This window comes from Bartonella sp. Raccoon60 (assembly GCF_002022585.1).
Taxonomy (GTDB): Bacteria; Pseudomonadota; Alphaproteobacteria; order Rhizobiales; family Rhizobiaceae; genus Bartonella; species Bartonella rochalimae.
In genome coordinates, this window is sequence record NZ_CP019786.1 from 937,318 (window position 1) to 960,514 (window position 23,197).

The window sequence follows — 23,197 nt, forward strand, 5'->3', positions numbered from 1 at the left end:
AAATAAGATTTAATAACAGAAGCTGTTATACAAAGAGTTTCTGTTATTTTTTTAAAAGAATTTGATGTGACAAATTATTGGATAGCCATAGCGATCATTGCAGTACTTTCTGCTTGTAGTATTTTTGTTGGCTATTCTGATATGACACTCGCTGATTTATTATCAGGCAACTTAAAAGCGTGGCTTCTTTTTTGGCAAACGCGTCTTCCCCGAACAATTGCAGTACTCTTGACGGGTATGTCACTTGCTCTCTCAGGAATGATTATGCAATTGTTAACACGTAACCGTTTTGTTGAACCTTCAACAGCTGGAACAGTTGAATCCGCGTCACTTGGCATTCTTTTCGTCATGATTTTTATTCCTGACATATCTGTACTTGGAAAAATGGCCGTTTCCACAGCTTTTGCAATGATTGGTACGTTGATTTTTATGTTTTTATTATACAAGATTCCTTTAAAATCTGTTCTCATTGTACCACTCATAGGAATTATGCTGGGATATGTTATTAATTCCCTAACAAATGCTATTGCTGACCATGAAATGCTTCTTCCATCCCTTCAAGCTCATTTATTTGGTAGTTTTTCAATGATTATTGATGGGAAATATGAACTTTTATGGCTGTCTTTTCCCTTATGCGTTCTTGCTTATTTTGCTGCTCATTGCTTCACCGTAGCTGGCCTTGGAGAAGATTTAACCAATAATCTTGGCCTTAATTACCGTACTGTTATGTTTTTTGGGCTCTTTATCGTTGCATCAATTACCGCTTTGACCACTTGTACAGTTGGCCGTATTCCTTTTATCGGATTGATTATTCCAAATCTCATCTCAAATTTCATGGGGGACAATATGCGTCATAGTGCTCCTTGGGTGATGATTAGTGGAGCTGGATTAGTATTAATCTGTGATCTTTTAGGACGGGTCCTTCATCACGATTTTGAAATTCCTATCAGTACTGTAATGGGTGTTATTGGTAGCTTTATTTTTATCATACTGCTTTTACACTGGAGACAGCGTCTTGGATAGAAAAAAAGCGACTATAATGATATTGACAACGCTGACCATAATAGCGTGTATCATGATTAGCCTTTATATGCTATGGAATATAACTACTTTTACTTGGAAATTTCGTTTCGCAAAACTTGTTTCTCTTCTTCTCATTGCTTATACAATTGCTGTTTCTACTGTTTTATTTCAAACAGTCGTTAATAATCGTCTTTTGACACCTTCAATCATGGGATTTGATCAGCTTTATATTTTAATCAAAACCGTTATTCTTTATTTTCTCGACTCTCTTTCTTTACCATTCCTCAGTGAGGAAGGGCAATTAATTCTTGAAGCTATTATTCTTATTATTTTTTCAACAAGCCTCTTTCGCTGGTTATTTTCAGGAAACATTCAAGGTCTTCATCTTACTTTATTGATCGGTGTTGTTTTTGGTGGATTTTTTTTCAGCTTACGCATGTTTATGCAATTACAACTGAATCCAGATCAAATGATGAATTTAACAGATATTATGTTTGCAAATTTTAATAAATTCAATACATCATTAATTGGCTTTGCTACAATCATTGTTTTTATCGTAAGCTTGCTCGGTTGGCGTTTACACCACTTACTTGATGTTCTTTCTCTTGGACGCGAAACTGCTGTTAATCTTGGTGTTGATTATCACAAAAGTGCTACAACTATCCTTATTTTCATCTCTATTCTTGTATCGATTTCTACAGCACTTGTTGGGCCAGTCACTTTTTTGGGACTATTAGTCGCTAATCTTTCTTATGAACTCTCACCTCAAAAAAAACACCATGTTGTTGTCCCCATTGCAATATTACTAGCTATAATTTCTTTAGTAAGCGGACAATTTATTTTAGAACAAATCTTGAATATGGGAGGACGACTAAGTTTTATTATTGAATTTTTTGGTGGTATCGTCTTCTTAACTCTATTGATGAAGGGACAATTAAAATGATTGAAATCAATCATCTTTCCAAAACCTATGGAGCTAGGAAGGTTATTGATAATTTATGCCTTCATTTACCAGAGGGAGGAATTATTTCTCTTATTGGCCCTAATGGTTCAGGAAAATCAACTCTTTTGATGATGATTAGACGCCTTCTGCCAATTACTAAAGGTACAATTAATGTCGATGGCTTTGATATTCAAACGACACCACACGATATTTTAGCTAAAAAACTTTCACTTTTACGTCAAGATAATCCTTTACCTGTCCGTCTAACAGTTCGTGATTTAGTAAGCTTTGGGCGCTATCCTTATTCTAAAGGTCGGTATAACAATGAAGATAAACAATTTATTGACAGTGCTATTAAATATCTTGGTTTAGAAAACTTAGAAATGCGCTTTTTAGATGAACTTTCTGGAGGACAACGTCAACGTGCTTTTATTGCAATGGTCATTTGTCAAAATACTGACTATTTTTTATTAGATGAACCATTGAACAACCTCGACATGAAACATTCCGTTTCAATGATGAAGCAACTGCGCCGCACAGCCAATGAATTAAAAAAAACCATTCTTCTTGTTATGCATGATATTAATTTTGCCTCATATTATTCAGATTTGATTGTAGCAATCAAAAATGGTAAAGCTATTTATTGTGGGAGTCCAAAAGAAATTATCCAGCCTAAAATTCTTAAAGACATTTATGATATGGATATTCAAGTAACAACCATCAATGATGTACCTATTGCTCTTTATTACCAATAAAAACTCGTCTTTAGCACTTGCATACTCTTCAAAATTTTCTACAAAAAGTAAAATTTGAATATTGAATAATAGTAGACTCTGATACCATCAATCTTGGTATAATCTAAGTTCTGAAAAAATTAATAAAATTTAGTGATTTATACTCTACATTCAAAACTTGATCCTTTTTTCTTTATCTAACTAATTTTGCTTCGATCCTGATTGCTAATCATTAAAATATCAACTCTAATGACAAGAAAGTAGCAACACAATTTCAAAGAGTCTGCTAATTATTATTTCAAAAACAGAAGATAGTGTTACAAAAAACAAAACAAGTGTACGTAAGACAATTCTAATTCAGTCATTTTTTTATAAAAAGAAACTAATGCTACATAACCTTAAATATTTATAAAATGAAAAAAGGAGCTCTTAATATACTGGATTTTAACAAAGAAAATTTTATTTATTTTAGTGTCTTACAAAGAATAGCTTTCAAAAAAACATTTCAAAATAATTTTGATAAGTCTATAAAACAGATTTGAATAATCCTATTCTATAAATGAGAAATATTCAGAAAAAAATTATATAAAATGAAAATTCAGTTTTTCTTTATCTAAGCATCTTATTTATATATATTTTTCCTATATATAAGTACGATCAATTATTAACACTCGCTTTTCTAAAAAGCTGTCTACAAATTAAGCTCTTGAATTAAATATAAGGAATACCTATTAGCAGCTTGATTTTATAAAAAAAGTCGATTATTCTCGCGAGTCATTGAGTAGTTAATGTAACGAGGGGTAGTGATTATGAAACCGAGGGGAGTTGTTTCAACAATGTGCTTTGCAGCATTAATGCCACAAATAGCCTTTTCTAAAAATGAAGTGCAACAAACTCAAAAACTTACAAAAATGGCTCCTATTGTTGAACCCATGCCTCATTATCCTCTTTCAGCAAATATTTCTGATATGCTTGCACATATTAATGAGCTTATCCGTCAGGAAATGATGAAACCAGTCACAGACAATGATAACTTTTTCTTTTTAAATGCTGAAGAAGAATATAAGTATCAACCGATGCAACAACGTGAAATGGTAAAGAAAGAAGAGCTGCCTACAGCACAAAAAGCAGATGGGAAATTAATTGCGATAGAGAAAGAAAGTGCTGCATAAAATAGATATGAAATTTGCAGAATAATAATTGAACTAAAACAATTAGTGTGAAGTAAGTGATTATTATTTATAAAAGCAAAAAGGGCTTTTCTTAAAATTTAATGTGCATTTTACAGGGAATTTTCCCAAAAATTTCAATGATATTACATTTATTTATGCATTAAATATAGTAATTTAGCTTATATAAGAAAGCTTATCAGTTAATAGTTTTACGTATGCAAATATAAAAATATTCTAGTATCTTGTGATATACCGTTAACAAAAACTTCTAAAATCCCGTTTCTATTCGATTATAAACTAATTGTGTGAAAGCATAAATCTGCCCTCCAACAAACGGAGCTGTAAATGCTAACACTAAAAAAATAATAATAATTTTTGGAATAAATGTCAGCGTCATTTCCTGAATTTGTGTTAAAGCTTGAAATAAAGCAATAATAATACCTGCAGACATTGCAGCAAAAACTGCTGGACCACTAGCAGTTAAAATAGTCCATATAGCTGCTGTTACCATATCAATAGCATCAGCTTCATTCATACTCTAGAACCTACCAACATAAGATTTATGACCATCAGCTTCAGGTTTCTCACCATTTTCGCCAGGTTTCTCACCCTCTACATCAGGTTTTTCAGTCATAACCTTAACACCTGGGCCAATAACAACTTTTTCACCATTGTCCAATGTCGCAACTATCCCATCACTATAAATATCAATAGAAACCACATATCCTTCAATAACTTTATCTTTTTCATCTGTAAATTGTATATATTTACCGACATACCCCTCTGCTCCGTTGATTAATCCATTAGAAAGCATCTGGGAAAGTGTTTCATTCATTTTTATAGCTTGTTCAACAGATGAAAAACTTGCTAATTGCGATACAAATTCTGTTGAATCCATAGGTTTTGTTGGATCTTGATTTTTCATCTGTGCTACCAACAACTTTATAAACATATCATAATCTGCATTCTTCTTTGCTCCAGCCATCTCCGGCTGTCCACCATCATCTTGAGAATAACTTCTAGGAGCACTAACCGCGTCCAATGCCATATCACACCTCGTTAACGTTACATTCCAACTTGTCTTACACTTATACTTGTCGTATTTGGTGAGGATATTTTACCCATAATCTGTGCTTCTTTCTGAAACAAACTACGAAGAACTTTTAATACCTCAAAAATTTTATTTTGCTCAGTTAAATAAATACACTCCTTTAAGCCTTTCAAAAGGTCACAATCAGTAAAGGTTTGAAGTAACTTTTTTAACAGATTAACAAACACAGTTAATGCTTTCTCCGCTTCGCTTGGATTAATCAACACAAGCTGAGCAGAAAAATAAAGCTGTTTAAGAGGAGTATCAGTATCTTCAACTTGTAAAACATGCCCTTCTAAAAGAAAAGTTGCATCATTTAATAATTCAAAAGTTACTTTACGATCCACCCGTAATACAGCACCATTAAGAAAGATTCTTTCATTTGGTTTGAGTGTCAAACGGATTGTTTTTTTGCTCATTCATATATCTCCGCATTTTCTGCCAAACCATCACGAATAGATTCAGAGATCTCAACAAGAACATCAAAATCAGTAATCTCTCCTTCATCTAATTTCTGAATTTCTTTTAAAATAAAAAAACCAATAGAAATAAGAGAAGCTTTCAATGCCTGTGGTAAAGCATTCGCTGCTTGCCCAAGATCTTCAATAAGAATAACCCAAAGCTTTCGGGCAAACTGAACTGCATCCTTAGCTTCACAAGAACCAGGACCTTTGGCTTTTGCAGCTAAAAGGAGCTTGATACAACGATCAAATAAAAATCGTTCGCGCTCACGTGCGCTCATTGCATCATCTTCCATGACATCTTCATATCGCATTTGATACATTAAACAGCTAAACCTCTTTATTTTAAATAATTAATAAGACTTAATCGCCTTATCATATCTGTCAAAGTATAAGAAGCCTCTAACATAGCCTCCAAAGCTTTGACTTTTTGAGCGACCTCTGCCGCATCGACACCAATCATATCAATTTGTGCTCCTTTAAGAAGGCCTACTTGAGTTTCAATTTGGTGCGTAGCCGCTTTAACCCTTGTTTCTGTACTTCCTACTCTAGAAGCTGTTGCAATAATTTCATCCACAACACTACTTGTAGATGTATTGTCAGCAGACACTCGCGCTCTTGAAAAAAGACTTTCTTGTGCTTCTTTTGATAAACCGATATCACCAAATTCTGCGACTAAAATCAGATTTTTCATAGCATCACGAAAACCTTTATCATTAGCACTTACTACAACATCTACCTTATCACCATTGGGTGCAATATGCTTCTCAGTAGAACCATCCTTAGCATTTGAAAAAAATTCCTTAAAATTCTCTTCATTAAATAAATCACTAAAAGGCCCATCAATAAATTCTTCCATCTCTTCACTGGTGAGATCTTCTGGTTTTCTGCCATTTAGAAAATTCTCAAACGCTTCGTGCACAATTTTACTGGGACCCGTTTCACCACCTACTTTATAAAACTTTAACGGTGGTTCACTCGTATTTGTCCCACCAAATATATATTCACCATTAAAATTAGTATTTAAAGCTGAAATAAATGCACTCAAAGCATTTTGGGCAACAGCTTGCGCTGCAGATGGTGTCGCATTTCCTGCATCACCGACAAGCATATTATTAAAAACAACCAATGACCCTGGCGTTGATTCTTTATCACCTGACGCAATTAAACTTTGAATCGCAGCCTGCACAGAAGATAATCTCAATGAAAGAAGTTTATTGCTTGTACTATAACCTTCGAGATAACTCATCTGATTCTCAATATCCATTAAGCGTCCTGTTTTACGCCCCAATGTAAGACCTGGATCATACACCTGTCCAGTAGCCATTTCATAGCCAGCCTTCATCAAATCAGACTTCCCCTCAGAAATTAGATTACGCCTTGCATTGTTTAAAACATATGTCGAAATTGAAGGAACTCTCACTTTACACCTACCTAACTGCTGCTAGAAGATCATCTAGCATTTTACCAACCGTACTAATAATACGAGAGGTTGCTCCATATGTCTGCTCTAATTGCAACATCAAGGCTAATTCATCATCTGTATTGACACCCGTTGCATTGGATAATGCCTCAGCAGCATGCAAAAACATTGTGCCTTTATATCTAGCTTCTTTATCTGCGTTTGACCGCAAACCTTGAAACCAGCCTATTGAGTTTTTACCAAAATCCATAATTGACTGCTCTGGATCCAAACCTGTACCCGTTCCAAATTTTTGTTTCTCATTAAAAGAATCTACTAATTCTTGAAGTTTATCACCAAAATGTTCTGGACCACCACCTTCTGTTTTGCTGTCAAATATAGGATTAAGTTGTATCCTTCCTGCTAAACCCTCAAGAGCACCGATCTGACCACTAGGCTGCTCTCCATCTAAAAATAAAGAAGGAGGACCAGGAAACATCTGCATCAAAGCATTTGCTATTTCGTCTAACTGCTTTTGATATTGTGGTATAATATCATCACGTAGCTTCAATAAACCACCGAGATTACCACCTCCATTAGGATCAATAAAGGATGAATGACCTAAAGGGACACCATCAATGAAAATCTGTTTTCCAGAAATACCAGATGGCAAAGAAGTGCTGAATTGAAATGATACTGTCCGTGGCATTTTATCGTATAAAGTACTGCCATCCATACCATAAATGGACATTGTTCCATCAGAATGATTAACTGTATTGATACCGATTTCTTGAGACAACTCTTTTAAAATGGCATCTCTTTGATCCATATAAACACTATCATCCCGATTTGCATTTCTCTCCCGCGCTACCAACTGATCAAGCTCATGAAATTTTTGCAATAAATCATTAATGTAATCAACAGAATCTTGAATATCACTATTCACATCATTATATAACTTTTCAATTTCACGACTTCCTGCATTCAACCCTTTGGCTAAATCACGAGCACGATCGACTGCTGCATCTCCATTAGAACGCTGTTGTGGATCATTCGCATACAATTGAAGTGCTTTTTGAAATTCACCAAGCAATTTAGAAGGTGAATTTGAAAATCGATCCGATCCATAAATATCAGATAAACGATTCAGCCCATTAGAAAGACTGCCAGCAGCAGCAGCCTCGCTTGCTTTAACCAAATAATTATTCAATAAATGGATATCACCATCACGACGTACAACAACATGAACCGCTCCCCCCGGCCCCGATTCTAAATATGAAGTGCGACGCGTATAATTCGGATCTCCTGCTTTTACAACATTACGCGAAACAGTATCAAGTCGACCTGTAGTCGCTTTTAACGAGTTTCGGGCTGAATTAAGTGCTAAGTTAAGCGACATAATCTTATCCCCTTTTTGATTGTGTTTACATTATCGTTTCAAATTAACAATAACATCCATCAACTCCGAACCCGTCTGAAATACTTTGGAATTCGCTGTATAATTCCGTTGCGCCTCAATCATATCTGTCAGTTCATCGCCCATATCAACGTTTGAATCCTCCAAATAACCAGAAGATAGAGTACCAAAGACACCATCACCAGGACGCCCCATCATTTGAGGCCCCGTCTGACTATTAGTTTCAAAAACAGTCCCACCTAAAAAAGTCAAACTGTCTGGTGAAGCCACAGTCGTAACACCTATATACCCAATTGTCCGCGTTTTTTGATTGGAATACATAACCTCAATTTCACCATTTTTACCAAAGGTGAAACCATCAAAGGCACCCGACTCCATACCATCTGCTTCCCCTTCAAAAGCAAATAAATTGCCCTTTTGGGTCACCAGGGAATCTGCCCCCACCCCGCCAAAATTAACATTGACCTCAAAAGTATTCCCCTCACTATCTGGCAATGTTAACTTAAATTCTTTTGTAGGCGCTATAAGATTTCCTTCTTTATCAAAGTTAAACTCTGTAGAACCAACTTTTTTCCCGTCAGAATAAGCATCAACAACCCACTTATTTTCAGCAGTTTTTCTCATATAGAAATCAACCTGAACCTTTTTACCTTGACTGTCATAAGTCGTCATTGATTTCTTCTGACTATAAGTTTCAGGTTTCTCAGGATCAATTTTACCATCCTTCGGCTCAACAACCTTTGCACTCGGATTAAAGTTTACTTTAAAATCAATTTTCGTCGTCGCTTCAGGGCCGAACAAATCGGTTGGACCGCCTTTAATTTGGATCTTTTCTCCATCTTCATTTAAAAGATAATATCCTGCAGTATTGCGAAGATACCCATCCTTATCGCGTACAAAAGACCCTGCACGCGTTAAAAATTCTTTTCCATTTTCATCTGCTACACGAAAAAAGCCATTTCCGTGAATCATTGTATCACCAGAACGACCTGTTGCACGCGCTGGACCACCAATCGAAATATCATGACCAATATGACTCTTCACTCCGCCAGGAACGTAAGCATATTGTCCTGAAGGCGTTACATAATTAGAAAACTGGACATTCGTACGTTTATATCCAATTGTACCAGCATTAGCGACATTGTCAGCTACACCAGAAAGCCGCGTTCCTTGAGCGTTCATACCAGAAACACCAGTACGCATCATTCCGTAAATACCCATATCATCTCCTATGATCTTTAGCTTATAACACTACTATAAATAAACTTCCTTGTGTGAAGCTTTTGCTTAAATGTTTTTACAAAAATAAATTGTATGATCATAAAAAAAACATAATTTGTTTTTAGTGGGTTTGTATTGGTTTTGAATTAGAGTGTTAATATTAGGTGTTTTATTTTAAAAGTGGAGGAATTATATATAAATTTAATCTAATTGATTTTTAATTTGTAAGCTGTAACCAAGGAATCTTTTCGAATCTATAACGTCGTAGTTGAGTTTTGCTTTTAGTTTCTTGCGAAGTTTACTAATGTGGCTTTCTACAACGTTCTCTTCTATTGTTTCATCAAAGATTCCGTATACCGCATTGAATATTTGTGTTTTATTAACACGTTTTCCTGCGTTTGCTATTAAGTATTCGAGAATACGGCGTTCCCTGCGTGGAAGGGGTAGATTTACTCCATTGATTTGTGGGTCACGTCCATCATTGAAGACGCTAATAGGGCCAATTTCGACTGCGGTATTTGCTCCTCGTATATTATTTCCAATTCGTCTGCGGATAGCAGCGATTCGCGCTAGGATTTCGCGGACGTGGATTGGTTTGCGGATTACATCATCGATACCTGATTGAAAAAGTTCTATTGTATGATCCAAAATGTTTGTCTCTGTTAGAGCTAAAATTGGAGTCGAGCTGTAATTTCGAATTTTTTTTGGTAATTCGATTTGGTTTTCACATTTTCCTAAAAGAACTGCTTCAAGTGAAGATATCTCGTTATGTGAAGCTGTTGAAATCCACTGACTAAAATCTGAAGGGGCTAAGCCTGTTGCAGCAACTCCTTCGCGAGAAAATAAGGTAGCATAGCCATCTGTTACCAATTTACGGTCATCTACTACAACAATCATAAGCACTCACTCAGCAATTTAGAACTAAAATTTAAAATGTATACGCAGGAAATCTACATATTGCTAAATTTATACAACTTTAATTTTTAAAAACACAAGTTATTTTTACGATTTATTATCTATAAAGACGCGATTACTATTTTTGGTTGTGTTTTTTGACACAAAAAACAATTATAGGTTGTTACAAAAATTAATATCATCTCAAAATGAAACAAATTTTCATTTTTTTATCAAAATAATTTACTATTTTTGTCATAATGATTCATAAGGCTCCTTTACAAAAAGCTTGAGAATTAGGAGTCCATCGACCAAAACCGCTAGCAATCATGTTACGCATAACACGACACACATAGCCCTTTTGAGCTGGATCATTATTAGGTCCTGCATGGTAGCGTGCAACTGCCATAGTCCAGCTGCCTTCTTTTTCGTATAATTTTTTTAAAAAACGCGCAGCATAATCAACATTAAGACGAGGTTTTAACATTTCTACAACAGAAAAAAAATTCTTACCGTGGTAATAATGATTAATTTGCATACAACCTACATCAATGAATTTAGCTCCAGAGCGTTTAGCATTTTTAAAGATATGTAAAGCTTCTGCTTGGTTTTTTGCAAAAACAGCCTTGCCATCAATATTTAATGCATAAGGTTGGAGCGATTCTTTATGGCCTGTTTCTGTTAGCCCAACTGCATATAAGATACCTAATGGTACATTATAGCGCTTAGAAGCCGTAATCATTTCTGCTTCACAAATATTCTCAGCTACCGCGTAATTCAATACTATAATGCTAGACGACCAACCGATAAGAAATGCGCGAAGAAATATCTTCAAAAGGAATATCCAAAAATGTTGCATCTGATAACGGAAATTGCTTGAAAAATTGCTTTGATTCATTTTTTCCATTCTGTTCATTATCACCAAACGCTTGACGTTGACCATTAAAATGCTGTCCACTATTATCTTGCTCTAATCTTTGCTCCATTTGCAAAGATTGATTTTGTTGAATAACTTGAGAACTTTTATCCACAATACTAATTAATAAATGACCACTATCATGAACATGTGCCTTTTCTAAAACATATGATAACATCTGCTGATTGCTGATTAAAAGGCGCGCTGTTTCGCGATGTTGAGTACATAATTCAATATGAAGCCCTTGCGCAGTCATTCTCACTTTAGCATCAACTGTCCCAAGCTCCACAGGTGTAAGTTTTAAATGCAAAATCCTTACATCCCCAACTTTTTTATTACACGTAATATCAACACCACTTAACTGCATCATAAAATCAGGTTTTTCTTCTTGAAGAATAAGCCTATTGCCTATTTCTAAATTCTTGAGAGATTGAGTTCTTTCTATCTCCATCCCCACACGTAGTGTCAAGGATTCACTTTCATGTGCAAAATTTTGTGTACTATACTGTGGCATTTTTGGGTGTGTGAGAAAATGTTTGTCAACTGCTTTAATTTGAACCTTGTCTTCAATAGCACATTCTTTTTGAATATCTGCAACCCACTGATTTTGTACATCACCATTTATAGAAGCTGTAATGCTCCCATGTTTTACATGTTCACTAATTTTTTCTCCAATTTTTTCTTGCTTTACAAACCTCTGTGCCAAATAAAGTGGATTCAAAAAATTTTGAAAAGACATATTTTCTTTATTACCAAGATAACCATGCTTGGCTTTTTGCAATTTTTTCTCAAAAGCTTTAATTACATTTTGCTCCACAATTTCTTCTGATATTTCCGACTCTATAACTTTAGCTAAAGGATCCTGTCCTTTATTTAAATACTCTGCACCCTCATCTAGAATTGTCTGTTTTACGGATTCCTCTAAAGCTTCTTTCACCCTATGTATAAGCGAAGAATCTTCATGAAAATTTTTATCTTGCTCAAATTTACTTTGTTTAAGTAACGTATCAAATGTTTTAGGTAATTGATTATCCGCACAATCTTCTGATTGAACTGCAACTTTATCTGCTGTAGTTTTATTTATTGTAGCCATTTGTACAGAAAGAAAACCGCACAATCCATCAGCGCTTATCATCATTTTTGTATCCTAATAATTGGTCGATTTCATTTATCTTTTCTTGTGTATGTTGAATAAATTGCTTCATTTCTGCTTCTATAAGAGATGCTGTATTTTTTTGTTTATCATCTTTTTCTAAGGTTAACTTCAATTCTTCATGACTTTGCGGTTGTGATGCAATTTGTGTGTTTTTCTCTTTCAGAACATCCAATGGAAAAGAAACGACTCTTTGCGCAACAGCTTGTGCAGCAATAAATAAAAAACGATCTTTCTCTGATAAATCTTTGTAGATGATATTTTGTATCATCTGTAGAGCTTCTTGTGCAGCGATTGAACCAGAAAGACTCATAGCGTAATACAAACGCACAGATGTATCATCTACACCGATTTCATGTGCTAATGTCAAAGCTTTCTGAGCACTGAGTTTTGCTTTTTCCATACGTGCATCAATTAACGCAGCACGGCTCACTGCCATATATGCCATAAACTGCACCTTTGTCGGTGCATAAGCAAGCAATGCTTCCAATTGATCAACACTTAATTTTTCATCAAGCCGCAATACAGCAGGAATAAACTCATGCCAAAAGTCATAAGCATAAGGTGATTTCCAAAAACGATGCACATAATGACGAATTAATAAAGCCAAAAGATCTATCTCACCAAGCATTGATGCAACTTTTAATTCTCGACGAATAGCACCCTCTTCAAATAAAGTTCCCGGAGCAAAAAGCCTTACTTGATCTAATTGTTTCAAAGCTAAAGCAGGATCCTTTTCTATGATATTAACAACCGTAGAAAGTACAACAGACGCAAATAAAGCAGGAGGAATAGATCGAATATCTTCTTCAGTTAATTGTGTATATGTCTTTAAAAAAGTAGTTTTTTTATGAGATGCATAAGCCAAAGCACCATCCATTACATTCTCTGAAATCACTCCCTTTCCATATTTCTCTAAAATGCTTTGCACTACTCGAGGATTTCCACCATTAAAAAGATAAATCAATAAAGCATAAAGATTGTTCTTATCTTTCCAAACACTAGCATCAAAAGTTAAAAATTTATCGCCAATTTCTCCCAAAAGTTGCAGTTGTTTTTGCAGTTCTTCCTCTTGTCCTGATATAATTTTATCTTGTAAATTTTGTAAAGAACGCACAAGATGTACTGGCTCAGAGACAATAGTTTTTGATAACATGGAGGGCTCTTTAATTTCACGCTCTACCTGTGCGACAAAAATGTCCTGAGAATCTCTTTCTATCTTTTGTAAAAAAGCTCTACCCTCTTGTATAAAAATTCCTTGAATAAAGACCACAAAAGATAAAAAATAGACAGAGTATGCCTTTTTCATAATCATGGTGTTTTTTCCTTTTCAAGAACTGACTTGTCTTGTATAATCTTTTGCGAAGAAGACTTCTCTACTGTCGATTTTTCCTGTACTTCTTCAGTCTTTGGATCTCGTATAAAAATAGATATACGCCGGTTTTCAGCAGCATATGGATCCTTTTTATTTTTCAAATCCCGATCTGCATAACCTTCAACACGCAAAATTCGTTTCTCATCAAAGCCACCACGCACCAACATATAATAAGCCATCTGTGCACGTGCTGTTGAAAGTTGCCAATTATCATAAACAGCACTACGATAAGGACGTGCATCAGTATGCCCACTAATCACGACATCTCCTTGATATTTCGCAATAATTCCTGCCATACTACTAATTAAATCAATAGTCCGCGCTGTTGGAACAGATAAGCCAACTTTAAACATTTCATATTTTGGCTGATCCATTAATTCAATCATAACCCCTTCTTTAATCGGCTTCACATGAGCCAATATATTGCTGTTTTTCCCCTCTATCAAATCCGTTAATTCTTGTGCAAGAGCACGAGAATTCTCAGAAGAATTATTTTCTTGTATAGATTCTTTTACCAACGTTTTTTGCTTTTGGTCTTTTCTTCTTTGAGAAAAATCAATATTTTCTCTCCAATAATGCGGAGAAAAAGGATCATGATGCTCTGTTCCTAGTTGTAAATTTTCTTGAGAATCACCAACTCCCTGCCCTACAAGATCCCCTTTTTCAAACTGCTGCTCGGAAGGATTTTTTGCGTGGTGTTCTGATTGAACAATTTTTTCCAATCCAGGATAAGGATTATGCATTAACTCTGCTTCCTCCATAGCATTTGAGTTTTCTGACTGATCATCATCTCTACGCTCTTGATCAAGAGAACTTTTTTTATCTTGTTCAATATCTTTGTGTTGAATACCCCGATTACTTGTTTGGGGATCTACAAGTTTGATTGGATTAAAATAGTTTGCGATGGCTTCCTTTGTCTCATCATCCTGGACGTTAACAAGCCACAAGACGAGAAAAAGCGCCATCATTGCTGTCATAAAATCAGCATAAGCAATTTTCCAAACACCACCATGGTGATCATCATGATCTCCATGTTGCCCACGACGAACAATAATAATTTCAGAAGAAGATTGTTGGTCTTCAGATTTCATTGTATCAACTCCTTCAACGTCGTCAGCAATGGAGTAAGCTGTGTAGCAATAACCATTTCACCACGATGTAAACGTAACTCTGTACTTTTGGTCGGTTGAAATTCAAATTGAGATGAATCAAAATCACGCTGTTTTTTGAGCTGTTCAAATAATTTTTCATTCCCCTCAAGAACTAAAGGTTTCCCTGCAGAAAGAGCCTGATCTAATATTTTTGTAGCAAATTCCTGAAGTGCTTCTTCTGTAATTTTTTCACCAATAAATACGGAAAGAACCTGTGCAATCTCTCGAGAAATTTCTTGACGCAAATCAGAAAATTCTTTTGTTAATTGACGCTGTACATTGGCTCCTAGCGATTCAACCATACTTTGTTTAGCCGCTTCAATAGCTTTTGCATGCTCTTCTTCCAAACATTTCTTTTCTTCTTCAAACTGTTTTTGCAATTTTTCTGTTACCTCTTGCACAGCTTGATCAAAAGCTTCTTTTCGAGCTACTTCAACATCAACAACCCCTTCAGAAGGGAAAGATAATATTTCTTCCATATATTCTTCTGAAGGTTTAGTATCAGATAATGAACAGTCTTTCTGCTTCTCATTATTATACATGAGTTCGCTTTCATCATCAGAAGGTAAAACCTCTATATCTCCAGCAGAAATGTAGCGGGATGAAAAATCACTCAGAAAAGAAGATAAGGGAAGACTTACCTGTTTTTCAAATTTTCCACCTGTTTGTTCCATTCTATTTATCACTTCCATTTAACGTTTCACTTTACAAATCTATACAGCCACAGTTGTGTCAGTATCATGGACCCATTCACGCAAAACTCCAGCAAAACGTTCTTCATCCATTGCAATCATTTGCTCAAGACGATTCTGTGGTGGAACACGCATACGATTGCGTAAATTGTGAAGTGTATCATTATTTGTGCCTATAACGCCACCAAATTCTGCATTATCTTGATATTGGTGTTCTAAAGCAGGTATATTTCCAAGACCAGCTACAGCATTTTCACTGTTTTCAAGTGCCTTTTTTCCTTCCCGCATTTCCCGCATCAAAGGACGTACCCCTAAGAATAAAATCAAGAAAACAGCAATTACTAAAGCAACTCCATTGATCAAACCAGATGTATAACGTGACAATGATTTCCAAAGAGGCTCTTGAACAGGTGCCATATCAGCCTCAGAATTACCAACGAAATCGACGGCTGTAACATTAATGATATCTCCGCGTTTTGGATCAAGTCCTGCTGCCGTTGCCACCATCTGCTGGATACGATTTACTTCATCATTAAGAGCATTTTCAGAGGTTGGTTTTGTACCATCTGGAAGAACCAAACGCGCACGATCTACCACGATAGCAACAGCTAATTTCTTCACACTATAACCATCACTAACTGTAGAAATAGTCTTAGAGTTAATTTCATAATTAGTAATCTCTTCACGGCGATCTTTTTTATCGGTTGATCTTTCTCCACCACCATTAGCAATTTCTTCTTGCGGAATATTTTGTTCTACGCCGACAGCATCACTATTACGGTTATTTTGGCTATCAGCTTGATCACGCACGGAACGCACGGAACGCACAACCTGTGATTCTGGATCAAAAACGGTCTCATTTGTCTGACGACGATCTGTATCTAAAACAACTTGTACACTAGTTTGAAAATGATCAAGACCAAGATAAGGAACCAATTGTTTACGAATATTCGCATCAATTTGCGAAGCAACCTGTTGCTCAAGAGATGCCATCATCATCGAAGCTCCATTCATTGCATCCACTCCAGATGCAAGCAACTGTCCACGTGTGTCCATTACTGTCACTGAGCTTGCTTCAAGTGAAGGAACAGCTGCCGCTACTAATTGACGAATAGACTGAGCAAATTCAACTGCAAAACCACTATTAGTGCGAATTACAACAGAAGCAGTAGGCTTCTGGTTAGCCTTACGAAATGATCCTTTATCTGGTAAAACAATATGGACACGTGCTGCCTTTACACCTTGTACAGCTTGAATCGTCCGTGCGATTTCACCTTCTAAAGCACGTTGGCGTGTAATTTCTTGCATAAAAGACGTAAGCCCTAAAGATCCCATATTATCGAACAATTCATATCCAGCATTATTTGATGTTGGTAGTCCTTTTTCGGCAAGGAACATTCGTGCTTGCTCTGCTTGCCCCACAGGAACCTGAACAGTACTACCATCAGAAGAAACATCAAAAGCAATCCCTGCTTCACCCAACGCCATTCCCATTCGATTCACATCATCACGTGAAAGACCAACATAAAGTATTTCATAAATAGGACGCGTTAAATAAAAGCTAGAAAACAAAATTGTTCCAAACAAAGTTAATCCAACCATACCAAGCGCAATAAGGCGCTTTACTCCTAGTTTATGAAGCGCATTTCCAGAAGAAGAAAGAAAAGCCAAAAATTTATCAAGCATAGATTTGCACCATTATTATTGAAAAGACAATCTCGCGTAAAACAAAGAAAACAGCTGTTAAACAACTGTTTTCCTACTCCTACTGCTTAAATCATAAAAAACAAAACTTGCGTGAAAATGATGCCTGTTTTTGATAGAAAACCCATGATATGCTTATATCATAGATTTATTTAAAGGTAATATTTCGCTATCATGCCATCTTTATCTATTCTAAATAACACATAATAATACTGTGCATAATACATTGCGCCATCATGTAGACATATTCTTGCCATATAATCGCCGGTAATCGCCGGTAATTTTATTGAAAATCGTAAACTTTTTCAAAGGTCCTTCAGAATGTACAAAAATTACCTATTGCGGTATACGCTCATAAGTACTGTATTCTTTCATTTTTTAAGTGGTAATTCTCTATATGCTGCTCCACAGAGTGATTCCATACCTACAGGAAATGAGAACACAGCCCTTAATCTGAATAATGGTACAGTATGGACACTCAGAATTAATAAAAGGGAAACAGAGGGAGAAGAACAAAATGCAAGTCAGGATTTACCTGTTACCGATCAACTACGCTCCACTTTTTCTACCATTAATCTCAATGACAGTACCATTATTTTTGACAAACCAACAGATGATCAATATCAGATATTATATGTAGGCCCCTTACCAGCTACAGAGCGAAATGAAGAGAGAAGTGTATCTCAACAAAGTACGCCTTCCTTATCAAAAGTCTATAATGCAACAGGCAATGCAAAAATTCACTTCAATACAAAATATAGTAGCGCGCTTGCAATAAGAGATCAAGAAACAGACCAACTTGTAATTAATGGTAGTGTTTCAGGAACAACGACAATTTATGTCAACAGTATCAAGGGAAAGAAGAAACCAAAAAGTGCTCCTATTCCTGACAGAAGTGGTACCCCACTTGTCTATAATAAAAGTGGTATCTCACTCATCCAAGTTTCTGGAATAGCAAATAAAGACTCCTTTAAATTGGCAAATGGCTATACCACAATAAATAATTCTCCTTATAAATATATTCTTGTTGTCTATGCTCCTGAGCATTCTCGTCGTAACCATAATCAAAGTATGTTTGCTCTATATCAGCCATATTGGGATTTCCGTTTGCGAAATGCCTATCTCGACCCTAAATCAAAAGTGAAAGCTCTGGTCCCACAAATGGCCAGTTATTTGGTGATGCCAAATGTTTTATTCTCTGCTGGTTTCTCTGATATCAATCAGCAAAATGCATCCTTATCCAATCTCCGGGCTATGTCATTGGAAAATGATAACAATAAGAAAAATGCTTTCTTCTTATCTTCTTATGGCAATACAGCAACTTTATCATCCAAACATACTGCTATGGAATATGGTTATGGAGCTGATCTTCGCTACAGTGCTCTACAATTAGGGGTCGCGTTAGGTGTTCTGGAAAATCAAAGTACCACAACAAATTTCGGCTTGTTAGGCTCTTATGGACAAGTATCTTTCACTCCAAAAGACATGGAAGGTGCTGCCAAGAGCACACTTGATAAGTGGTCAATTTCAGCCTTTAGTAGTATACATCATCAGAACAACTTGTACCTTGATACACTCTTTTCCTATGGCCGTGTGAAAGGAAATATTAAAGTTGCTGATATTGGTGACATTGCAAAATTGGATGACGTCAACACATTGAGCGCCTCTGCAACTATTGGTCAACAATTTGCAACTGGTGTTGAAGGGTTGGTCTTTGAATCACAAACACAACTTGTTTATCAGCGCTTGATATTTGATAATATTTCAGATGGTAATAATCTTGAAATCGATATGAATGATCCTAACCGATGGTTGGTTCGTATTGGTGGACGTTTAAACAAAACTGTCACCGCAGCAGAAAACGCTCATATTATTTCTTTTTATGGAAAACTAAATGTGATCAAAACTTTTGCTGATAGAAATACAATACAAGTTATCGATAATTTCAATCTTGATTCTATGGGAGCTTCTGTTGAAGGTGGGGTAGGAATTAATGCGCAATTGAGTAAAAAGATTGGACTGTATGGCGATGTCAGCCACCAACACAAACTTCAAAAAGCAGGTATATCAGCAACCTCTCTCTCAGGTGGAATACGTTACCGTTTCTAAAACAATACTGATATTAGTTTCAATAAAAAGGGCAGTATAAAATACTGCCCTTTTTATTTTATTTCACTTCCCTCTTTTTAAAAAAGGCCCAAATATTAAGTCTCCATTATATTTTATTTCTTTGATTAGTTATTCTTAACTATATCCATCATTTTTATAAAAATAGAAAACTTATCAGTATTTTAAATTGAGCTTATAATAATCCTCTATACTAGAAAGATTAAAGATAATATTATGTTATTGTTTTAGCATTCATTTTAAATATAAATATGAAAAATGAGCTCTTTATTAAAAGAATAATTTAATACATTATGTATTGTTAATAATAATATATAATACATTATGTATATAAATAATAAATATTATTTATCTTTATATAAAATAATTTTTATCTTTACATATAAGGAAAAATAATTTACTTCATCTAATAGGAATTATCGATTCAATATCCTTCTTATAAGCGGGGGGATATTTTGGGTTTTATAAGTTAGGACAATCTTTATGTGTAAAAATTATCTTCTATCGTGTACAGCTGCGGCTGCTATAATTTTGTTTGGTGCTCATTTTAATGTTGCTGCTGCAGCTGATGATGAGAAAAGCATCTCTATAATTAATGGCGCCTTTAGGGATGCCGGTAAAGGCAAAACTTATGAAGCTCCGGAATTAGAAAAAAGTGCTCTTTACGTAGGTGATAAAAAAGAAGAAATTGACGGAGCTGAAGATACTGGCGATAAAGCTAGAAATGATGGAAAAACAGGTGGTACAATCACAGGTGAAGATTTAACACTAATTGGCAATGCTAGGAAACAAGGAATCGGCGCAACAGCTAGAGGGTCGAACAGTAAAATTATTCTAAAAGGCACAACAACTATTAAAGATCTTGATTTTGGTCTTTCTGCGGATGATGGTGGTACAATCACAATGGAAAGTGGTACCATTGATGTCAGTGACACTGCCGTAAGAGTTAAAGGTAAAGATACAACCATTACACTAGGCGATGTAAAGATTACTTCAAAAACGACAGGTATTGATTTAACAGATGGAGCTAAATTCACGATGAAAGGTGGCTCTATTGAGGCCGATGAAACTGCTGTACAAGCTAAGGATGAAGGTACAACCGTTACATTAAGCGATGTGGACATTACTTCAAAAAAAGAAGGCCTTAGAATAGAAGAAGGTGCCGCAATTGTAGCAAATGGTGGTTCTATTACAATAAAAAAGGATGGCGTTTATGAGAATGCTCCTGGGAAAGCAGTTGTTGCTTCTGGAGAAGGGACTAGCGTTACATTAAATGATGTAGAAATCTCTTCAGATAACATTGGTATTGAAATAGAGGATAAAGCAATATTAAATATGACCGGCGGTTCTATTAAAGCAGAAAAAGACGGTGTTACTTTTGTAGACAGTAAAAATAATAAAAACAAACTAAAAGATACAAAAATTAGCGTTGTCAAAGGGTCTGGATTTAAAGCCGAAGGAAGCACAGTTTCTTTAGAAAATGTTTCCATTCAATCTAAAGAAGGCACTGGTCTTTCTGTATCTGGGAAAGAAGCAGTTGTTAAAATGACAGGTGGTACAATTGATGCGCACGAGGCTGCATTCGTTGTAGAAAACGGTGCAAAAATTGATATTTCCAATGTTTCTGCAACAGCTGCTAAGAATGGCCTAGAACTTAAAGATGAGAATGGTGATCAACAAAATAATGTTAATTTCACGAATACAAAACTTACCGTTGAAAAAGGTGTAGGTATTCTTGGAGACAAATCTGGAAAAGATGCTATCAAACTCAAAAATTCAGAAATACGTGCTGATCTTTTATTAAGATACACTTCTAAAGATGACAAGGAAGCATCTCTTACACTCGATGCAGATCATTCAATCTTAGAAGGTGGTGTTAGAACTGAAGACAAGGCTAAAACAGTCTTTAATCTGACCAATGGTACAGTATGGACGCTTAAAATCAGTAAAGAAGAAAAAGAAGAAGGTGCAGATGAAGATGGAGCATTGCTTGATATTTCTCAAAGATCACACTCTACTGTTTCTACGCTTAATCTCGATAACAGTACCATTGTTTTTGACAAACCGACAGATGGTCAATATCAGATATTACATGTAGGACCAGCAATACCAGAAGTTGATCCAGCACAACCTGCTCTTCCAAACGATGCGAAAAAAGTCTATAATGCGAAAGGCGATGCAAAAATTTACTTCAACACTGAATGGAGTAGCGGACTTAAAACAAAAGATCAAAAAACAGATCGACTTGTAATTAATGGTGATGCTTCAGGAACAACGACAATCTATGTCAACAGTATCAAGGGAAAGAAGAAACCAGAAGAAAATGCTTCTGTTCCTGCAAATGAAAATGGTCTCTCACTCGTCCAAGTTTCTGGAGAAGCAAATAAAGACTCCTTTAAATTGGCAAATGGCTATACCACAATAAATAATTCTCCTTATAAATACACTCTTAATGCCTACGGTCCTGAGGATTCTAGTAAAAGTGAAAATCAAAGTCTGTTTGGTGATGGCCAATCATATTGGGATTTCCGTTTGCAAAATGCCTATCTCGACCCTAAATCAAAGGTGAAAGCTCTGGTCCCACAAATGGCCAGTTATTTGGTGATGCCAAATGCTTTATTTTCTGCTGGTTTCTCTGATATCAATCAGCAAAATGCATCCTTATCCAATCTCCGGGCTATGTCATTAGAAAATGATAACAATAAGAAAAATGCTTTCTTCTTATCTTCTTATGGCAATACAGCAACTTTATCATCCAAACATACTGCTATGGAATATGGTTATGGAGCTGATCTTCGCTACAGTGCTCTACAATTAGGGGTCGCGTTAGGTGTTCTGGAAAATCAAAATACCACAACAAATTTCGGCTTGTTAGGCTCTTATGGACAAGTATCTTTCACTCCAAAAGACATGGAAGGCTCTGCCAAGAGTACACTTGATAAGTGGTCAATTTCAGCTTTCGGTAGTATACATCATCGGAATGGCTTGTACCTTGATACACTCTTTTCCTATGGCGTTGTGAAAGGAAACATTAAAGTTGCTGATATTGGTAACATTGCAAAATTAGATAACGTCAACACATTGAGTGCTTCTGCAACCATTGGTCAACAATTTGCAACTGGTGTTGAAGGGTTAGTCTTTGAACCACAAGCACAACTTGCTTATCAGCGCTTGATGTTTGATAATATTTCAGATGGTAATGATCTTGAAATCGATATGAATAATCCTAACCAATGGTTGGTTCGTATTGGTGGACGTTTAACCAAAACTGTCACTGCAGCAGAAAACGGTCATATCATTTCCCTTTATGGAAAACTGAACATGATCAACGCTTTTGGTGATGGTGATACAATACAGGTTGCGGATAATTTCCATCTTGACCCTATGGGAACTTCTGTTGAAGGTGGTGTAGGAATTAATGCACAATTAAATAAAAAATTGGGATTGCATGGTGACGTCAGTCACCAACACAAACTTCAAAAAGCAGGTATATCAGCAACCTCTTTCTCAGGTGGAATACGTTACCGTTTCTAAAACAATACTGATATTAACTTCAACAAAAAGGGCAGTATAAATACTGCCCTTTTTTATAATAATTCTATTCACGAAACCTATATTCCCTTCATCCCCGAAAGCTCTCTTTCTATCCGCTTTTTCATCAAGAGATAAAAGCACTATTAAATGAATGCGGAAAGAAAGAGTATGAAATCATAAATGATCCT

Annotated in this window: 20 protein-coding genes; 6 read left to right on the top strand and 14 right to left on the bottom strand. The window is 35.7% G+C overall.

Annotation, left to right across the window (positions count from 1 at the left end):
• Positions 1 to 66 precede the first annotated feature (66 nt).
• The 4 genes from Bra60_RS04120 (at position 67) to Bra60_RS04135 (ending at position 3,872) form a co-directional block, all read left to right on the top strand.
• Complete coding sequence (locus Bra60_RS04120; protein ID WP_078698095.1) at positions 67 to 1,023, top strand: ABC transporter permease; 957 nt, start codon at positions 67 to 69, stop codon at positions 1,021 to 1,023.
• Positions 1,016 to 1,966, top strand: coding sequence for an iron chelate uptake ABC transporter family permease subunit (locus tag Bra60_RS04125; protein WP_078688704.1), 951 nt, complete (start codon positions 1,016 to 1,018; stop codon positions 1,964 to 1,966). The genes Bra60_RS04120 and Bra60_RS04125 overlap by 8 nt, the downstream gene beginning before the upstream one ends.
• On the top strand, positions 1,963 to 2,721 hold the full coding sequence (locus Bra60_RS04130; protein WP_078673862.1) for an iron ABC transporter ATP-binding protein: 759 nt from the start codon (positions 1,963 to 1,965) through the stop codon (positions 2,719 to 2,721). The genes Bra60_RS04125 and Bra60_RS04130 overlap by 4 nt, the downstream gene beginning before the upstream one ends.
• Positions 2,722 to 3,509: 788 nt before the next feature.
• Positions 3,510 to 3,872 carry a hypothetical protein gene (locus Bra60_RS04135; protein WP_078698096.1) on the top strand — a complete coding sequence of 121 codons (363 nt, stop codon included), beginning with the start codon at positions 3,510 to 3,512 and terminating at the stop codon, positions 3,870 to 3,872.
• A gap of 268 nt (positions 3,873 to 4,140) precedes the next feature.
• Here Bra60_RS04135 and fliQ read toward each other — a convergent pair whose 3' ends face one another.
• The 14 genes from fliQ to fliF all read right to left on the bottom strand — a co-directional run bounded on the left by fliQ (position 4,141) and on the right by fliF (position 17,330).
• Positions 4,141 to 4,407, bottom strand: coding sequence for a flagellar biosynthesis protein FliQ (gene fliQ / locus Bra60_RS04140; protein WP_035007171.1), 267 nt, complete (start codon positions 4,405 to 4,407; stop codon positions 4,141 to 4,143).
• Positions 4,408 to 4,410: 3 nt separating this feature from the next.
• Positions 4,411 to 4,920, bottom strand: coding sequence for a flagellar hook assembly protein FlgD (gene flgD, locus Bra60_RS04145; RefSeq protein WP_035007169.1), 510 nt, complete (start codon positions 4,918 to 4,920; stop codon positions 4,411 to 4,413).
• A 17-nt stretch (positions 4,921 to 4,937) separates the two neighbouring features.
• Entirely contained in the window at positions 4,938 to 5,381 is a 444-nt protein-coding gene (gene flbT, locus Bra60_RS04150; RefSeq protein ID WP_035007168.1) for a flagellar biosynthesis repressor FlbT, read from the bottom strand.
• Positions 5,378 to 5,746, bottom strand: coding sequence for a flagellar biosynthesis regulator FlaF (flaF, locus tag Bra60_RS04155; protein WP_035007165.1), 369 nt, complete (start codon positions 5,744 to 5,746; stop codon positions 5,378 to 5,380). The genes flbT and flaF overlap by 4 nt, the downstream gene beginning before the upstream one ends.
• 17 nt (positions 5,747 to 5,763) lie before the next feature.
• Positions 5,764 to 6,846, bottom strand: coding sequence for a flagellar hook-associated family protein (locus tag Bra60_RS04160; protein WP_078698097.1), 1,083 nt, complete (start codon positions 6,844 to 6,846; stop codon positions 5,764 to 5,766).
• Between the two features lie 7 nt (positions 6,847 to 6,853).
• Complete coding sequence (flgK, locus tag Bra60_RS04165) at positions 6,854 to 8,224, bottom strand: flagellar hook-associated protein FlgK (RefSeq protein WP_078688708.1); 1,371 nt, start codon at positions 8,222 to 8,224, stop codon at positions 6,854 to 6,856.
• Between the two features lie 30 nt (positions 8,225 to 8,254).
• Positions 8,255 to 9,463: a flagellar hook protein FlgE gene (locus Bra60_RS04170; RefSeq protein WP_078698098.1), complete on the bottom strand. Its 1,209-nt coding sequence runs from the start codon at positions 9,461 to 9,463 to the stop codon at positions 8,255 to 8,257.
• 201 nt (positions 9,464 to 9,664) lie between these two features.
• Positions 9,665 to 10,360 carry a response regulator transcription factor gene (locus tag Bra60_RS04175; protein WP_078688710.1) on the bottom strand — a complete coding sequence of 232 codons (696 nt, stop codon included), beginning with the start codon at positions 10,358 to 10,360 and terminating at the stop codon, positions 9,665 to 9,667.
• A gap of 262 nt (positions 10,361 to 10,622) precedes the next feature.
• Positions 10,623 to 11,099 carry a transglycosylase SLT domain-containing protein gene (locus tag Bra60_RS04180; protein WP_235692234.1) on the bottom strand — a complete coding sequence of 159 codons (477 nt, stop codon included), beginning with the start codon at positions 11,097 to 11,099 and terminating at the stop codon, positions 10,623 to 10,625.
• A 49-nt stretch (positions 11,100 to 11,148) separates the two neighbouring features.
• Complete coding sequence (fliK, locus tag Bra60_RS04185) at positions 11,149 to 12,411, bottom strand: flagellar hook-length control protein FliK (protein ID WP_078688711.1); 1,263 nt, start codon at positions 12,409 to 12,411, stop codon at positions 11,149 to 11,151.
• Positions 12,395 to 13,735, bottom strand: a complete 1,341-nt coding sequence (locus Bra60_RS04190) for a chemotaxis protein (RefSeq protein ID WP_236823904.1) — start codon at positions 13,733 to 13,735, stop codon at positions 12,395 to 12,397. Before Bra60_RS04190 ends, fliK begins: the two co-directional genes overlap by 17 nt.
• A 2-nt stretch (positions 13,736 to 13,737) precedes the next feature.
• The gene (locus Bra60_RS04195) at positions 13,738 to 14,892 is read right to left on the bottom strand and encodes a flagellar motor protein MotB (protein ID WP_078688712.1); all 1,155 of its coding nucleotides are present in this window, start codon (positions 14,890 to 14,892) and stop codon (positions 13,738 to 13,740) included.
• Positions 14,889 to 15,644 (bottom strand): hypothetical protein, encoded by a 756-nt coding sequence (locus Bra60_RS04200; RefSeq protein ID WP_078673867.1) that lies wholly within the window; start codon positions 15,642 to 15,644, stop codon positions 14,889 to 14,891. Before Bra60_RS04200 ends, Bra60_RS04195 begins: the two co-directional genes overlap by 4 nt.
• 21 nt (positions 15,645 to 15,665) lie before the next feature.
• Positions 15,666 to 17,330: a flagellar basal-body MS-ring/collar protein FliF gene (fliF, locus tag Bra60_RS04205; protein ID WP_078688713.1), complete on the bottom strand. Its 1,665-nt coding sequence runs from the start codon at positions 17,328 to 17,330 to the stop codon at positions 15,666 to 15,668.
• A gap of 339 nt (positions 17,331 to 17,669) precedes the next feature.
• On the opposite strand from fliF, the gene Bra60_RS04210 reads away from it, so the two are divergent.
• On the top strand, positions 17,670 to 19,457 hold the full coding sequence (locus tag Bra60_RS04210) for an autotransporter outer membrane beta-barrel domain-containing protein (RefSeq protein WP_078698099.1): 1,788 nt from the start codon (positions 17,670 to 17,672) through the stop codon (positions 19,455 to 19,457).
• Positions 19,458 to 19,958: 501 nt separating this feature from the next.
• Positions 19,959 to 23,009, top strand: coding sequence for an autotransporter family protein (locus Bra60_RS04215; protein WP_078688715.1), 3,051 nt, complete (start codon positions 19,959 to 19,961; stop codon positions 23,007 to 23,009).
• Positions 23,010 to 23,197: the final 188 nt, after the last annotated feature.

Bases quoted from the DNA above. Each gene is read 5' to 3' on its own strand.
- flgD (WP_035007169.1), bottom strand. From the start codon at position 4,920: ATGGCATTGGACGCGGTTAGTGCTCCTAGAAGTTATTCTCAAGATGAT.
- flaF (WP_035007165.1), bottom strand. From the start codon at position 5,746: ATGTATCAAATGCGATATGAAGATGTCATGGAAGATGATGCAATGAGC.
- Bra60_RS04170 (WP_078698098.1), bottom strand. From the start codon at position 9,463: ATGGGTATTTACGGAATGATGCGTACTGGTGTTTCTGGTATGAACGCT.
- fliF (WP_078688713.1), bottom strand. From the start codon at position 17,330: ATGCTTGATAAATTTTTGGCTTTTCTTTCTTCTTCTGGAAATGCGCTT.
- flbT (WP_035007168.1), bottom strand. From the start codon at position 5,381: ATGAGCAAAAAAACAATCCGTTTGACACTCAAACCAAATGAAAGAATC.
- Bra60_RS04175 (WP_078688710.1), bottom strand. From the start codon at position 10,360: ATGATTGTTGTAGTAGATGACCGTAAATTGGTAACAGATGGCTATGCT.
- Bra60_RS04215 (WP_078688715.1), top strand. From the start codon at position 19,959: ATGTGTAAAAATTATCTTCTATCGTGTACAGCTGCGGCTGCTATAATT.
- Bra60_RS04210 (WP_078698099.1), top strand. From the start codon at position 17,670: ATGTACAAAAATTACCTATTGCGGTATACGCTCATAAGTACTGTATTC.
- flgK (WP_078688708.1), bottom strand. From the start codon at position 8,224: ATGTCGCTTAACTTAGCACTTAATTCAGCCCGAAACTCGTTAAAAGCG.
- fliQ (WP_035007171.1), bottom strand. From the start codon at position 4,407: ATGAATGAAGCTGATGCTATTGATATGGTAACAGCAGCTATATGGACT.
- Bra60_RS04190 (WP_236823904.1), bottom strand. From the start codon at position 13,735: ATGAAAAAGGCATACTCTGTCTATTTTTTATCTTTTGTGGTCTTTATT.
- Bra60_RS04200 (WP_078673867.1), bottom strand. From the start codon at position 15,644: ATGGAAGTGATAAATAGAATGGAACAAACAGGTGGAAAATTTGAAAAA.
- Bra60_RS04135 (WP_078698096.1), top strand. From the start codon at position 3,510: ATGAAACCGAGGGGAGTTGTTTCAACAATGTGCTTTGCAGCATTAATG.
- Bra60_RS04130 (WP_078673862.1), top strand. From the start codon at position 1,963: ATGATTGAAATCAATCATCTTTCCAAAACCTATGGAGCTAGGAAGGTT.
- Bra60_RS04195 (WP_078688712.1), bottom strand. From the start codon at position 14,892: ATGAAATCTGAAGACCAACAATCTTCTTCTGAAATTATTATTGTTCGT.
- Bra60_RS04180 (WP_235692234.1), bottom strand. From the start codon at position 11,099: ATGATTACGGCTTCTAAGCGCTATAATGTACCATTAGGTATCTTATAT.
- fliK (WP_078688711.1), bottom strand. From the start codon at position 12,411: ATGATGATAAGCGCTGATGGATTGTGCGGTTTTCTTTCTGTACAAATG.